Origin of the sequence: Flavobacterium jumunjinense (genome assembly GCF_021650975.2) — a bacterium.
In the GTDB taxonomy this organism is placed as follows: domain Bacteria; phylum Bacteroidota; class Bacteroidia; order Flavobacteriales; family Flavobacteriaceae; genus Flavobacterium; species Flavobacterium jumunjinense.
The window spans coordinates 517,901-533,572 of sequence record NZ_CP091285.1 but is presented as its reverse complement, the minus strand read 5'-3'; the positions used below and the strand labels follow the sequence as shown (position 1 = coordinate 533,572).

The 15,672-nt window shown below is 31.6% G+C and carries 13 protein-coding genes; 4 read left to right on the top strand and 9 right to left on the bottom strand.

Annotation, left to right across the window (positions count from 1 at the left end):
- Positions 1–186: 186 nt before the first annotated feature.
- The 4 genes from L2Z92_RS02660 to L2Z92_RS02645 all read left to right on the top strand — a co-directional run bounded on the left by L2Z92_RS02660 (position 187) and on the right by L2Z92_RS02645 (position 6,582).
- Positions 187–2,418 carry an APC family permease gene (locus L2Z92_RS02660; RefSeq protein ID WP_236457303.1) on the top strand — a complete coding sequence of 744 codons (2,232 nt, stop codon included), beginning with the start codon at positions 187–189 and terminating at the stop codon, positions 2,416–2,418.
- Between the two features lie 252 nt (positions 2,419–2,670).
- Positions 2,671–4,593 carry a lipoxygenase family protein gene (locus tag L2Z92_RS02655; protein WP_236457302.1) on the top strand — a complete coding sequence of 641 codons (1,923 nt, stop codon included), beginning with the start codon at positions 2,671–2,673 and terminating at the stop codon, positions 4,591–4,593.
- 96 nt (positions 4,594–4,689) lie between these two features.
- Complete coding sequence (locus L2Z92_RS02650) at positions 4,690–5,259, top strand: hypothetical protein (RefSeq protein ID WP_236457301.1); 570 nt, start codon at positions 4,690–4,692, stop codon at positions 5,257–5,259.
- Positions 5,260–5,523: 264 nt separating this feature from the next.
- On the top strand, positions 5,524–6,582 hold the full coding sequence (locus tag L2Z92_RS02645; protein WP_236457300.1) for a bifunctional methionine sulfoxide reductase B/A protein: 1,059 nt from the start codon (positions 5,524–5,526) through the stop codon (positions 6,580–6,582).
- A 360-nt stretch (positions 6,583–6,942) separates the two neighbouring features.
- Here the strand turns inward: L2Z92_RS02645 and L2Z92_RS02640 are convergent, their stop codons facing one another.
- From L2Z92_RS02640 to L2Z92_RS02600, 9 genes are all read right to left on the bottom strand, one after another.
- On the bottom strand, positions 6,943–7,398 hold the full coding sequence (locus L2Z92_RS02640; protein WP_236457299.1) for a hypothetical protein: 456 nt from the start codon (positions 7,396–7,398) through the stop codon (positions 6,943–6,945).
- Between the two features lie 176 nt (positions 7,399–7,574).
- Complete coding sequence (locus L2Z92_RS02635) at positions 7,575–8,021, bottom strand: hypothetical protein (RefSeq protein WP_236457298.1); 447 nt, start codon at positions 8,019–8,021, stop codon at positions 7,575–7,577.
- Between the two features lie 5 nt (positions 8,022–8,026).
- Complete coding sequence (locus L2Z92_RS21380; protein WP_319800393.1) at positions 8,027–9,295, bottom strand: RHS repeat domain-containing protein; 1,269 nt, start codon at positions 9,293–9,295, stop codon at positions 8,027–8,029.
- 281 nt (positions 9,296–9,576) lie between these two features.
- The gene (locus L2Z92_RS02625) at positions 9,577–10,002 is read right to left on the bottom strand and encodes a hypothetical protein (protein ID WP_236457297.1); all 426 of its coding nucleotides are present in this window, start codon (positions 10,000–10,002) and stop codon (positions 9,577–9,579) included.
- A gap of 5 nt (positions 10,003–10,007) precedes the next feature.
- Complete coding sequence (locus tag L2Z92_RS21375) at positions 10,008–11,174, bottom strand: RHS repeat domain-containing protein (RefSeq protein WP_321160837.1); 1,167 nt, start codon at positions 11,172–11,174, stop codon at positions 10,008–10,010.
- Positions 11,175–11,455: 281 nt separating this feature from the next.
- Positions 11,456–11,881: a hypothetical protein gene (locus tag L2Z92_RS02615; protein ID WP_236457297.1), complete on the bottom strand. Its 426-nt coding sequence runs from the start codon at positions 11,879–11,881 to the stop codon at positions 11,456–11,458.
- A 5-nt stretch (positions 11,882–11,886) separates the two neighbouring features.
- Positions 11,887–12,861, bottom strand: a complete 975-nt coding sequence (locus L2Z92_RS02610) for an RHS repeat-associated core domain-containing protein (RefSeq protein ID WP_236457296.1) — start codon at positions 12,859–12,861, stop codon at positions 11,887–11,889.
- 1,013 nt (positions 12,862–13,874) lie between these two features.
- Positions 13,875–14,735 carry a tyrosine-type recombinase/integrase gene (locus L2Z92_RS02605; protein ID WP_236457292.1) on the bottom strand — a complete coding sequence of 287 codons (861 nt, stop codon included), beginning with the start codon at positions 14,733–14,735 and terminating at the stop codon, positions 13,875–13,877.
- 3 nt (positions 14,736–14,738) lie between these two features.
- Positions 14,739–15,590 carry a tyrosine-type recombinase/integrase gene (locus L2Z92_RS02600; RefSeq protein ID WP_236457291.1) on the bottom strand — a complete coding sequence of 284 codons (852 nt, stop codon included), beginning with the start codon at positions 15,588–15,590 and terminating at the stop codon, positions 14,739–14,741.
- Positions 15,591–15,672: the final 82 nt, after the last annotated feature.

The following is a 15,672-nucleotide window of genomic DNA, read 5'->3' as shown; positions in this document are numbered from 1 at the left end:
GGTTGTTAAAAACAGTTTAAAATGTTTTTGTAATTAAGGAAAATCAATTTCTAAAAATAGATTTTATCAGTTTGTTTCTTTATTTCTAATTTAAACCTTTCTTGTTCTTTTTTTGTATATTTTGATTGATATTGTGACTTTTTATTGATTAATGTTTCTAAATTGCACAACAATTATTTGATTATTATGGAAAATAAACTACAATCCTTTAAAGCTAATTTTGGTACTTTACCGGTTTTTCTAACTGCTATTTCAACTATTTTAGGAGCAGTTATGTTCTTAAGGTTTGGATATGCAGTAGGCGAAGTTGGTTTTATGGGGACTTTACTTATTATTTTAATAGGGCATTTAGTGACAATACCAACAGCAATGGCTTTGGCAGAAATTGCAACTAACCAAAAAGTTGAAGGTGGAGGCGAGTATTTTATTATTTCACGTTCGTTTGGTTTAAATATAGGCTCTTCTATCGGATTGGCTCTTTATTTATCTCAAGCAATTAGTGTAGCGTTTTATATAATAGCTTTTGCCGAATCATTTGAAGCTATTAAACCATGGGTAAGTAGTGAACTTGGGTACACAATTACGGACAATAGAATTTTCAGTGTACCTGCATTATTATTGTTAATTGGATTGATGGTGACTAAAGGTGCAGATTTAGGAATGAAAGCTCTATATGTTGTTGTAGCTATTCTTTTTGTTTCCTTAGTAATGTTTTTTTTAGGATCAACAGATTATTCTAATGTGTACGATAGCTCCTTGATTTTTAAAAATGTAGACTCTGAAAAAGGATTTTTCTTTGTTTTCGCAATTATATTTCCTGCATTTACAGGTATGACTGCTGGTGTTGGCTTGTCTGGAGATTTAAAAGATCCAAAGAAGTCTATACCAATGGGAACACTTGCAGCAACAATTGTAGGAATGGTTCTTTATGTTTTTATTGCCTTGAAGCTAGTTTATTCTGCTTCACCTGATGATTTGGTTAATGATCAATTGATCATGAGTAAAATTGCATTGTGGGGACCTATAATTCCTTTAGGACTTGCAGCTGCTACAATATCGTCGGCATTAGGTTCATTTATGGTAGCTCCAAGAACGCTTCAGGCTATTGGTTCTGATAATGTGATTCCAAACAAGAAAGTAAATGAATTTGTAGCTGCAGGAACTGCAAAAAATAACGAACCTAAAAATGCAACTATTATAACAAGTGTAATTGCTTTGGTTTTCGTTTTAATGGGCGATGTTAATGCTGTTGCCGAAGTTATATCTATGTTTTTTATGGTTACATATGGTTCTTTATGTTTAATTTCATTTATGCAACATTTTGCTGCAGATCCATCCTATAGACCTTCATTTAAATCAAAATGGTATTTGTCATTATTAGGTGCTGTTTTATGTATCTATCTAATGTTTAAAGTTAATGCAGTATATGCTGTTGCTTCAATTTTATTGATGGTTGGAATTTATTTTTATATTACATTCAATAACAGTAATAAGAAAGGTATGGCTAATATTTTTCAAGGTGTTATTCATCAATTTAGTAGAAATCTTCAGGTTTTTCTTCAAAAGACAGAAAAAGAAAATTCTGATGATTATTGGAGGCCAGGAGTTATTTGTTTAAATAAAGATAGTTTTGAAAGGTTAGCTGCTTTTGATATGATGAAATGGATTTCTCATCGTTATGGTTTTGGTACGTATATTCATTTTGAGAAAGGATATTTTTCTAAAGCAACAAGACAAACTGCCGATGAAAAATTGAGTAAATTGATTGAAATGGCAAATACAACAAAATCAAATGTTTTTTTAGAAACGATAATAAGTCCTTCTAATACAAATGCGATTGTTCAGGCTATTCAACAACCAGGAATTTCAGGTCATGATAATAATATGATGCTTTTTGAATTTAAAAAGGGAACTACAGAATGGTTGACTGATGTTGTGGATAATTATAATTTAATTGCCTCAGCTGATTACGATTTATGTATTTTAGCGAGTTCAGACCGTAATTTTGGATATAGAAGTGAAATTCATGTTTGGATAAAGAAAGAAGATTTTGAAAACGCAAATTTAATGATCTTGTTGTCTTATATTATCTTAGGTCATCCAGATTGGAAAAAATCGGAGATTAAGATTTTTGCAGTTGTTGATAAAGCGAATATCGAAAAAGAAAAGGATAGTTTGATTGAATTAACTACTACTGGACGTTTACCAATTTCACCTAATAATATTATTATGTTGCCAATAGATGAAAATGTTGATAAAATTCAGTTGATTAATGAAACCTCGAAATCGGCAGATTTAACGATTCTAGGGTTTCATGAAAGTAATCTAAAGACGAAAGGAATAGAAATTTTTAATACTTATAATGGACTAGGAAATGTTTTATTCGTTAACACACGACATAGTAAATTAATTAAATAGTCTTTATAATTAAAGCAACTCATTTTTTGAGTTGCTTTTTTATTTAGATTATTTTTTGCCCTGAAATAGTAATACATAAAAAGTATCCAAATGAGAATAGATGGCGCTTTCTGAAAAAATAGGAATTTAAAATAAATGAAAGCAAGCATATTTAGGTGTTTAGCTTTATAGAAGGATCAAAACAGGTATTTATACGCATAATAAAAGCAGTGAAATTTTATAGTTTTGATGTATAAACAAATTCTATGAAATATGAAAACTTTATTAACCGTACTTTGTGTTTCTCTAGTAGGAATAATCCTTTGGATACTCTACAGGAAATATATTAAAAAAGAAAGAACCATTCTGCATTTACCATTACAAGAATTAGGCTTCAAAAATGTACCCGCTTTTCCTATTGTCTTAACAGAAGTTGCAGAAACATTAGTAAACCTATTGGGAAGAAGTAGGGAAATAACACAAGCAAAATGGGGTTTGTCTACGATATTTACAATTAAGAATTTCACTGCAAATGCTTATTCTTTTGCTTTTGGTAAAAATGAATCGAATACAAAAGAAGAATCGATAAAAGATTTATTAAGCGAAGTGAAGAAAAGCAGTGACGTGTTCTATAAAAACGCATCATTTGTAGAAACTAAGTTAAAAAAAGAAGGCACTCCATACAAGGCATTCGGAAGTGAACAATTAACCACGTTGTCATTAGATCATCCAGAACAATTTTCGCTTTCATGGACTACTTTTGGAAATACCTATCGCGATGCGTCTACTGAATTATTACCAGAATGGTCAACAACATTAACAGATGCAAAAGTTGCAACTGAAGCTTTTTTTCCAATTATTGCAAAATATGGAGTGGCTTATAACTTATTAATACTTCAGAAGGTAACAGATAAAAATTATACAGCCTATAAAGATTACTTTTCATCATTTTGGACAGTAGATATGGATCAATTATATCAAGAAGAAAATCTATATATAATTGATCTAAGAATATACACTATTTTAGAAGCACAACAATCGGAAGGTTTTGATAGGTTTACGCCAGCTACATTTACTTGGCTGAAAAGAGATAGTAAAACTAAAAAAATAACACCATTTGCAATTCATGTTTCAGGCTATAATAGAAATAATGAACAGTTTTACAGGTATGCTTCATCGAGTAGTGCTGCTTGGCTATATGCTTTGCAAGCTGTAAAAACAGCTGTTACAGTTTACGGTATTTGGTTAGGACATGTCTATCATTGGCATTTGGTAACCGCAACTATGGTCATGACGATGTATAATTCATTTTCAGACACTAATCCTATTAGTAAAATGCTAGCTCCACAATCGAAGCATATTATAGGTTTTAACGATGTCTTATTGTTACTTTGGAAAAAAGCAGCACCACCAACTTCAATAAAAACAGCACATCAATTTTTAGAACTAATAGATGTATTTGCAAAAGGAAGAAATTTTTTCGACGATGACCCTAAAATAACCATTGAAAAATTAGGATTAGATGAAGCAGATTTTACCATTACCGAATCTTGGGATTGTTATCCAATTGTTGGCTATCTGTTCTCTATTTGGGATATTGTGGAAGAATATGTAACTCAGTTTGTTCGCACTGCTTATCCAACAGATAATAGTGTGATTAATGATAAAGAACTACAAGAATGGATTGAAGTTTCGGGCAAACAAGATGGCGGTAATATAAAAGGGCTTCCAGTTATGAATTCTAGAGCCTCTTTAACGAAAGTTCTAACGAGCATTTTGTATAGAATAACCGCTCATGGAATTTCTAGATTAGATAATACAGCTAATCCAGGAATGACATTCGTAGGTAATTTTCCTCCATGTTTGCAAAGTACACATATTCCAAATCCATCGAGTGAATTCAATACGCAAGAGTTATTAGAATATTTACCCAATACAGGAACAATCGGTGAAATGATAACATTCTATTTCACTTTTGTAGATTCGGCTCCCTATGAACCAATTATACCCTTATCTGGAGTAGAAGGTCAACTCTTTTTTGAAGGAGGTATGGATAATCCAATTAATACCGATTTGGTCGTTTTTAGAAATAAATTAATTGCATTTATTGAAACATATACAGAACGAAATAAAATTCCAAATCGCCCTGCAAATTCAGCACAAATTCATCAATGGCCAATGAGTATTGAAACCTAATAGTTTAAAATTATATAGGAACAAATGGAATTTAGTAATAAAATCTAAGCTTCATTTGTTCTTATTTTTTTATTTTAGCATTTCTAAATAACAATAATGAAAAAACTATTTTTTCTATTAGCAATAGCTGCTTGTTTTGTTTCTTGTCAGGAAACAGATATTTACGAAACTATTAAAGTAAAAAACTATTCTTTAGATATTCCATCACATCTTTCGGAAGTAAATAACTTAAACGAAAATGCTTCTTTACAATACCAAAATGCATTTAAAGAATTATATATTATTGTAATAGACGAAACGAAAACAGATGTTCGTTATGCAATGGCAATGAACGGATTTGGAAATATTTATTCTAATGATTTTGATGGTTATGTAAAACTAATGTCAGAAAATTTCAATAAAGCTATCCCTACAACAAATAGAAGTCAAAAAGATACTATTATTAATTCTTTCAATGCGAAGATCATTAACTTTAACGGTAAGGTTCAAGGATATGATGTTTTTTATAAAATGGCCTATGTTGATGGTGTAGATAATTATTATCAAATTATGTCTTGGACATTATTAAGCAAGAAACTAGATCATGAAAAAGCAATGGATAAAATGCTTCATTCATTTAGAGTGAAAAATAAGAAAAAATATATAAAACCAGTTGTAAAAAAATAAAAGAGAGATTAACAAATAAAGAAAGTACAGTTGAAAGCTGTACTTTTTTTGTTATAATATTTTCTTAATTAAACATAATTGTAAGCTATACAACATAAAGAGCATTATCATTGCTGTAGTTTTGTCTTGTAAATAAAACCTGTTTTGAACTTCAAAAAGCATTTACTATCTTTAGTGATAAATGATATTATAACAATTAAAGTAAATTAAAGAGAGTAGAAGAGGTTGTTACATGAAAAAGTATTAATTGAAAAACACTTAAAAATGAGAATACTTAAAATTGCAGTAGTGGGTTTAACAGTAGCATTTAGCATTATCAGCTGTGCACAAAAATCGGAAAAGAGTATTGAAGTTGTTAGTCATTTGTCAGATCATACAACAGAAATAGACACCAATTGGAAACAAAAAGTAATCAAGACAGACGCAGAATGGAAATCGGTCTTAACAGAGGATCAATATCATATTACGAGAGAGCAAGGAACAGAAAGACCCTTTACACATGAGTTTAATGATGTAAAAGAAAAAGGAGTTTTTCTATGTGTTTCATGTGATAATCCACTTTTTGGAAAAACAACAAAATTCAATTCAGGAACAGGATGGCCGAGTTTCTATGCACCCTATTTTAGCAAAAGTGTAAAGGTAGGTCAGGACGATTCGGAAGGAATGAGTAGAGACGAAGTGAGTTGTGCGCGATGTAATGCACACTTAGGTCATGTTTTTAATGATGGACCACAACCAACAGGTTTAAGGTATTGTATTGATGGAATTGCCTTAAAGTTTCAAGCTGCACAAAAACTAGAAAAAGTGGTTTTTGCACAAGGTTGTTTTTGGTGTACAGAACATATATTTGAAGCTGTAAAAGGAGTAAAAGAAGTAATTTCTGGTTATGCAGGAGGAAAAGAAAAGAACCCAACCTATGAAGAAGTAGGTAGTGGAAGTACAGCACATGCAGAAGCGATAGAAGTAACGTATGATTCTTCCGTAATATCCTATGAAGAATTATTAAAAGTATATTTTAATTCTGGCGACATTACACAAGTAAACGGACAAGGAAATGATGTAGGGAAACAATATCGTTCTATTGTTTTTTATAATAATGAAACACAGAAAAAAGCAGCAGAAAATTATATTCAAAAATTAAACCAGTCGGGCAACTATACTAAAAAAATAGCGGTTGAAGTTGTTGCAAATAAAAAATTTTATGTTGCAGAAGATTACCATCAAGATTATGTGAAGCATAACCCAAACCAAGGCTATGTTCGTGGTGTCTCAATTCCTAGGTATAAAAAAGCAATTACGCAGTTTCCAGAATTATTGAAATAGGAAATTATATAAAAAAGCATCCTGTAAAAAAGGATGCTTTTTTATTTATCGTTTAATGTCGAGAGTCTGCCCTTTAGTTTTTTACTTTAAAGGCATACTGTATCATCAAAAGACAAGTGTAGCAGTACATCTATCTATAGTAACCTACTATAAATCCAAGTGCAATAGTGTATATAGCTGTAGTAATACCTGTTATAGACGCATTTAAAAGCTTACATCAATACTTCCGCTTAAAACAACAAAAGCACCCTTTTTTACAAGAGTGCTTTTTGTTTTTTTAATTTGTTACGAGGTCAGGAGACCATCGTAGAGCATCACGGTTTCATAAGAACACCTCGAAGAGCTGGGGACATATCCTTTTCAGTAAATAATATTACCTGTACTGTCTATATTAATAATTTTGTTCCCTTTTAAAAATTCTCTACTTGGATATTCAATAATCCAATCTTTAGATTTAAAATCACTGATAGTATAGTTAACATATTCATATTGCCCTTTTTTAAGGTATAAATTAAGATTTAGAATATCAGGATTTGTCTTAAGGTTTTCATATATTATTAAAATTGTTAAAGTTGAATCAGGATAAATATTATCAAATTCACTTTCCCAAGTTGAAATAATTTTTGTTTTAATATTAGATTTAGTATTTACTTTACCAAAACTAAGCATTGTTTCGGATACAATACTGTCATTAACAATATTTGCAACTTTTATATATATATCCTCGTTTGATTTATTATTTATAATCAATCTATTATCGAAAGGATCACAAGATATTAACGATAATAATATCAAAATTACTAGTGCTTTTTTCATATTTTAATATGTTTTACTGAATCTATAACGATTTTTTAAAGTTAAGTTATTAAAATAAGCCCCACATAAATAATTTGCTATTCTTTCAGTAGTAGATCTCTCATGACTCCCTTTTGAAATCGAAGACCATCGTAGAGCATCACGGTTTCATAGGAATACCTCGAAGAGCTGGGGTTTTATAATTCGAAATCATTATTATCAGTTAACTCAAAGTTTTCTATTTTTTTTACATATATTATTTCATTGTTTTTTACATGTAGTAACAATAACCAACTTCTTGAATCTGGAACAAAAAAAGCAGGATCGTAATCAGTGTTTAAATTATTACTGTTGTAAATAAAAGTTTTAAAATTTTGACAATTAATTTTATATGAATATGTTTTAGGCTTTAGTCCATTTAATGAAATTTTTGTTAGATAATAGTTTGAATTTAGTTTTTTTAAATTAATATGAAAAAAAACTTCGGAGCTAAATTTAATTTTACTTAAACTTTCTTTTTGGAAAAGATGATTAATAGTTTTTTCTGCTAAAATAATGCACGATTTGTTTTCTGTTTTAATTTTTTCAGTAGGACTACATGAATTTAAAACACAAATAATTAAAAAAAAGAGGTTTTTTTTCATGGAAATTAATTTGACATTAGTTCGTTAAAATTTTTTGAATGTAATTCTCTTCCTAGTCCATATCTATATGATCCTACATTTGAAGTTTTTCCTCCTTTTGTCTCTGTTTTGGCGCCAAAAACAAAATATTTAATTTTTTTATAAATATCTGAATGACCATTTTTAGAACCTATAAGGTCGTGGTTATCTAAGGCTATTGAGTAATCACCAGGAGACGGAAATGCGTATCCTAATTTTGGATAGTCGGGGTGTCCTGGATGTGTATGAAACATAATTGAAATTGTTCCCGAAAAAGTTTTGTCCTTAGAAGTAAAAAAAGGAGAATCTAATTTTTGAGAGAAACCAGCTATCATGCTTACTCCGTTTTCATCTACTTCTATCTTGCTATGTGTGTAAGGTAATACGTTTAGGTATTTTTCTCCTTTACTGTTTTTGTAAATCATTCCGCCAATCTCGTCATGTGTATGTAAAGAAATATCGTAGATTAATTTTATTCCTCCTTTGTAATTTCTTGTTTGGAGTCCGTCTTCCATAATATTTTGTCCATCATATAATAAACCTTTGTCAACATCGTCTGATATGACTTCTTGGTTAGAAGTATCAATTAAAGTATCTGTCTTATCATCATTTGTTTCTAGAAGTGTTATGTCTCCAGATTCTGTGTTTAAACCATAAATGTTGTCTACTTGCATTCCATCAGGGTCAACAAATTTTACAGGATTATTTAATACATAGTTATAAGGACTGTAATCTATATATTTCTCTGCTAATGGATCAATATTCATCCATCTACCAATTGCTGGGTCATAATTCCTAGCCCCGTAGTCATACATGTTAAGTCCAAGTTCTGTTTGCAGTTCTTTACCGTTGTATTTATAGTTATAATTAGATTGTTGATTATTAGAATTATACCCTTCATGTTTCAGTCCAAATGGGTAGTAATGACTTTCTTCTAGAATAGCAGAAACGTATAAGTCTTGACATGGAGGAGGTGTGGGCCCTATTTGTTTAGGACATTCCTGTATGTGTTCACTACCTAAAAGACCATTTTTGTCAATGTCCGAATAGCTTACTCTAACATTTCCTAAGTGGTCTGTATAGTTAAAGACATAACTATAGCTGTTTTCGCTATATTGGTATTTTACATAACCTTCTGCGTGTGGAAAAAATTCTAAGCAGTTGTCTTTATACTGGAAGCCAGCCAAATAAGTAGTCTTATTGGTTACAGGTGTAGGAAAAGGATTGTCCCATGTAGCTTCTGGTGTTGATGTCACTCTTTTTTCTAGTTTTGTTCCTATTGCATTGTAAATATAGAAAAAACGTTGATTTTATAATAATTTTTGATACAGTATTGATTTGTTTTTAAAAATAAAAGCGTAGCCACTTTATAAAACAACAAAACCACTCCTTTTTACAGAGTGGTTTTGCTTTTTTACGTTGTGGGCACAAGCAAGATGCTTGCGCCAGCGTGGGGAAACCACTCCTTTTTTACAGAGTGGTTTTTGTTTTTATTTACGTTGTGGGCACAAGCAAGATGCTTGCGCCAGCGTGGGGATTAATAAACACTGAGTCTTTCAAGGCCATATTGTTTGTAATTTTTCTCATAATTATCAATATCACTTGCTTTTTTTAGGCCAGTTATCATGATAATTGTTTTATACTTTTTGTCAACTGGTTCTAAAAAACAACATTCTGGGGCATATATTATCAGCGAATCTTTAGTTTTTTTGTAATAAACCTCAGGCGAATAGAATATAAAATCTGTTCCTTTATTGTAGACTTTATCATCTTTAATTGATAGGGTTATTTGTTGGTGATTTCCTGCAATTCCATGAATATCTGTTTTTAGAAAAAAGAATTCTCTATTGTCAAAAGATAATTTGACAACTTTTTCCTTGTTTAAAGGTTCTGATATTTCGTTGCGGTTAATTTTACAAGAAATTATCAATATAGCTAATGAAAATAATATTGTCTTTTTCATGTTAATTAATAATTAAGAGTCATAACACCTGAATTTTCTGCTTTAAACCAACCAGCTCTACTCATTCTATATTGATAATTAACTTCACCCCATGTTGGAGCTGCAAAATTAGAAATATTTGAGCTATTATAAGTCCCTTTTACAACTATTTCTTTCATTTGACTACTTGATAGCTTGTTCCCATTGCTTTCTTCTATATGTAATGCGCCAGCAAGCTTTTGAAAAGTCTCGAAATTCACGCCTACTCCGAACATCCTTCCTCCTTCTGCATTTAATCCAGCTAAAAAATTACCAGCAGACCTAGAAGTAGCATATTTTCCTTCTAATAATGCTCCAACATTTTTAAAGTCTTTTTTTAAATCAAATATTCCTCCTCCTCTAGAATTTAATGCTATTTCTTTCAAATCCATTTTTTTTGATTCAAAATTTAATTTGCCTATAATAGGGTCAAATGATTTACCAAATTGAATCCTGTAATTTGTCATAGTTTTACCAGTTTCAGGGCTTACAAATTCATCCCAATGTTCAGTTTCTCCCATTTTGGTTCCACCTCCAGAATTGTTTGATTTTTCATTTCTCAATTTTTCAACATCGTCTTTTGATTCAGCGGTATCATGTTTGTAGACACTATTGTCGCCATCATTGAATACAGCTAATACGTTTCCGTCTTTATCTGTGTGTGTACTTTCACCACTTCTACCATCAGGGTCAATATTCATAATTGGGTTGTTCCACACATAACTATATACCTCTTGGGTTTTCTCCGCCAACGGATCTATATTCATCCATCTACCTAAAGCGGGGTCGTAATTTCGTGCACCGAAGTCATACATATTCAATCCTAGTTCAGTTTGCAGTTCTTTTCCGTTGTATTTATAGTTATAATTTGGTTGTTGATTATTAGAATTATACCCTTCATGTTTCAGTCCAAATGGGTAGTAATGACTTTCTTCTAAGATTTCATCGGCTTGAATACTATCGTTACCGTCAATGTCCGAATAGCTCACTCTAACATTACCTAAATGATCGGTGTAATTGAAAACGTAACTGTAAGCACCTGATGTGTTTTTAACATAGCCTTCTGCTTGTGGAAAAAATTGCAATACATTGTTTTTGTATTGAAATCCACCTGCGAGATAATTGGTATTGGTTGTTGTTGTGTTTTCGATCACTATTTTGCTTACTTTTTGTCCTGTTGCATTGTAAATATAGAAAAAACGTTGATTTTATAATAATTTTTGATACAGTATTGATTTGTTTTTAAAAATAAAAGCGTAGCCACTTTATAAAACAACAAAACCACTCCTTTTTACAGAGTGGTTTTGCTTTTTTACGTTGTGGGCACAAGCAAGATGCTTGCGCCAGCGTGGGGAAACCACTCCTTTTTTACAGAGTGGTTTTTGTTTTTATTTACGTTGTGGGCACAAGCAAGATGCTTGCGCCAGCGTGGGGATTAATAAACACTGAGTCTTTCAAGGCCATATTGTTTGTAATTTTTCTCATAATTATCAATATCACTTGCTTTTTTTAGGCCAGTTATCATGATAATTGTTTTATACTTTTTGTCAACTGGTTCTAAAAAACAACATTCTGGGGCATATATTATCAGCGAATCTTTAGTTTTTTTGTAATAAACCTCAGGCGAATAGAATATAAAATCTGTTCCTTTATTGTAGACTTTATCATCTTTAATTGATAGGGTTATTTGTTGGTGATTTCCTGCAATTCCATGAATATCTGTTTTTAGAAAAAAGAATTCTCTATTGTCAAAAGATAATTTGACAACTTTTTCCTTGTTTAAAGGTTCTGATATTTCGTTGCGGTTAATTTTACAAGAAATTATCAATATAGCTAATGAAAATAATATTGTCTTTTTCATGTTAATTAATAATTAAGAGTCATAACACCTGAATTTTCTGCTTTAAACCAACCAGCTCTACTCATTCTATATTGATAATTAACTTCACCCCATGTTGGAGCTGCAAAATTAGAAATATTTGAGCTATTATAAGTCCCTTTTACAACTATTTCTTTCATTTGACTACTTGATAGCTTGTTCCCATTGCTTTCTTCTATATGTAATGCGCCAGCAAGCTTTTGAAAAGTCTCGAAATTCACGCCTACTCCGAACATCCTTCCTCCTTCTGCATTTAATCCAGCTAAAAAATTACCAGCAGACCTAGAAGTAGCATATTTTCCTTCTAATAATGCTCCAACATTTTTAAAGTCTTTTTTTAAATCAAATATTCCTCCTCCTCTAGAATTTAATGCTATTTCTTTCAAATCCATTTTTTTTGATTCAAAATTTAATTTGCCTATAATAGGGTCAAATGATTTACCAAATTGAATCCTGTAATTTGTCATAGTTTTACCAGTTTCAGGGCTTACAAATTCATCCCAATGTTCAGTTTCTCCCATTTTGGTTCCACCTCCAGAATTGTTTGATTTTTCATTTCTCAATTTTTCAACATCGTCTTTTGATTCAGCGGTATCATGTTTGTAGACACTATTGTCGCCATCATTGAATACAGCTAATACGTTTCCGTCTTTATCTGTGTGTGTACTTTCACCACTTCTACCATCAGGGTCAATATTCATAATTGGGTTGTTCCACACATAACTATATACCTCTTGGGTTTTCTCCGCCAACGGATCTATATTCATCCATCTACCTAAAGCGGGGTCGTAATTCCTAGCACCGTAGTCGTACATGTTAAGCCCAAGCTCCGTTTGCAGTTCTTTACCGTTGTATTTATACTGGTATCGTCCTGCATCGCTTTTTTTCTCGCGCGAGTGTTCCGTATTGCTCGTGTGAGCAATATGTAAATGCGTGTAAGTATGTAATTTTAGACATCCCATTGCTTAAAAATAATCTTTTTATTTTCAATTGAAAAAAAAAGATGTTGCTTTATTTTTGAGTTATTCGCTTTGTATTCGTGTTTGTGATTTCAATAAATATGTTTAGATTTGTTTTGATTCTTCTCATTTAAGAATTTTATAAATTAATATTACTTACTCTTGCAAGGAGATTAAAAGTGAGGCTTTACGGTCTCACTTTTTTAATTTATTACTTTTATTTCTCCAGGTTACAATTTCAGGTAAATACTGATTTTACTGCGTTTCCCGTTAGTTGGCTGCTATGTTAAAACGGTTCGCTCTCTTTTTTTATACGATTGCCAATTTTATTTTCAATTGAAAGAAAAAGGTGGTAGCAATCGTATAAAAAAAGAGAGCTTTACTTAATCGGTTTTTGTGCTAACACCCCCAAGCACCGCAAAAAAGACGTAACGAAGTGGAGTTTTTTTGAGGAGCGTCGGGTCGGTGTTGCGGCAATGCAAAAGCCACCACAGACCGTGAACAAAACGTAACGGAGTGCAGTTTTGTGAAGGGCTGTGAGCGTGTAACGGACACGAGGAAAACAATAATCAAACTAGTGGCTCTGCCACACCTTGCCGAGTGGATGGCTGTAGCAGAGAGCAACCGCCCAAAACACAAGGGGCGACAGCGAGAAAGACGGCAAAACGTAGCTTGTCGGAGTTTTGTGGTCTTTTTTGATGTAGTAGCCCCGACGAGCGTAGGGTAGTGAACGTGCGAAGACGAGGAGCGCAGCCAACAACAAAAAAGCTTCTTGAAGTCAAGAGGCTTTTTTGATGGTGGCAAGTGGTCTGTGGAATGGAGAGAGGCACGAACGACTGGAACAGCCGAGCGAAGCAAAGTGAACGACCGAAGGGAGACCGCTTGATTGCCTTTTGTTTTATTGCTTTTTGTGATTAAAGACTAAAAGTTAAATGAGGGTTATACTTTATCTATGGCTTTGATATGACTTTGATACGGCTTTAATACGGCTTTGATACGGAGTAGTAGTTTTTTATTTATTTCATTGGATGATGAATTTGTATTGCATTTTGCAGGGCTTTTATTCCGGATTGTTTGTATTTTTCTGTAGTGTCTAAATGTTTGTGTCCTGCAAATTCTTGTACTATTCTTAAGTTGTTGTTTTTGGCTAATAAATTGGTGATTACACTTTGTCTAATGGTGATGCTTGTTAACTTTTTATTGAACTGATTTTGATACGTTGTCACTAAATAATGAATGTCATCTGTTGTTATGGGTGTGCCTAATTTACCTAATAGTAAAGCGTTTTTATCGTTTCTAAGTGTTTTTAGCTCATTTCTGTCTTTAGTGAGGTATTGATGTAGTAAAAAGATTTGCTCGGCTTTGAGTGGTAAAATTCTACTATTGGTTAATCCTGTTTTTGCAATGTGTATTTGTGCTTTTTCTAGATCAATATCGTTTGTTTTGAGTTGTTGTATTTCTCCAGGTTTTAAAGCTTGATTGACTAGTAAACTCAGTATAATTTTGTTTCTTTTTTCTAAAATAGGATAACGTTCTTTTCTAGGTTGGAGTAGTAGTTCGAGCTCTTTTTCTGTGAATAAATCTTGTAATTGTATTGGGTCTTCTTTGCTGTCTCTTAGTTTTATGCTTAGGGTTGGATTGTCTTTTCGTTTGCCTGTTTCAATTAAAAACTGATAGTATTTTTTGAGTGCTGCTACAGCTCTGTTTGTACTTTTCGGATTGTAGTTTTTTCGTAAATGAGCTACATATTCCATTATTTTTTGATAGTTGTATTTTTCTGTATTTTTATTGATGCTTCTAAATTTTTGTATTTCATAATTGTAGTTTTTGACTGTCGATGGTTGTAAGTTTTGGTGTAAATAATCGTGTAAATTCATGTGTCATTGTTTTAGTTTTAGGTGGTTTATTTTAGTATAAATTTGAGTTGTCTTTAGTTGGTCATGTCCTAAAAAATCCCGCACCATTTCTACGCTCATATCGTTTTCTAATAAATGGGTTGCAATGGAATGTCGAAGCGAGTGTAAACAGATTTTTTGTTGTTTTAAAAGCAGATTTCTTTTGCTTATTTTCTTAAATTGATTGTAAATACTATTGCCTAATAATCGGTTTCCATCTGGAGTAATTAAAAAACTATCTTGGTCTTTTTTTCTGTATTGAAAACTTTCTACATAGTATTTTTTTAAGTCTTTGGTGATGCTTTTTGTTAATGGAATAACTCTTCTTTTCTTGCCTTTTCCTTTTCTTATAAAGAGTAATTTTTTAGAAAAATGAATGTCTTTTATATTCAAATTTTGTACTTCGGTTCTTCTGAGTCCACAACCATAACACAAGTGTATAATGGTGGTTTCTAGTTGGTTTTGACAAGAAGCGTAAAGGATTTTTATCTCTTCTACAGTGAGCGTTGCTCTTGTTTTATTTTGTGGTGTTTTTACTTTTAATAGGAACGGATTTTTATTGATTTGTTGTGTTCTTTCTAAGTATTCAAAAAAGAGTTTTATAGCGAGTAGTTGACTTTTTATGTAGGCTTCACTGAGTTTTCCAATGCCTCTTGTTTTTGGTTTTTCTTGTAAATAGCGATGATAGTTTGCTATGTGTTTTGGTTTTATTTTTTGTGGATTTTCTTTGCTGTAATGGAGTAGTTTTTTTACAAATTTCGGATATTCATTTACTGCATTTTTGCTATAGCCTAAGTTTTGTAATTCTTTTCTAAAGTTGAAAATAATGTCTTCCATAGTATACCTATGATTGTTTGTTCATTAGTTTTTATTGTTTACCTATGGTATTCACGAACCACTTCGTTAGGTTTTAGGTTGT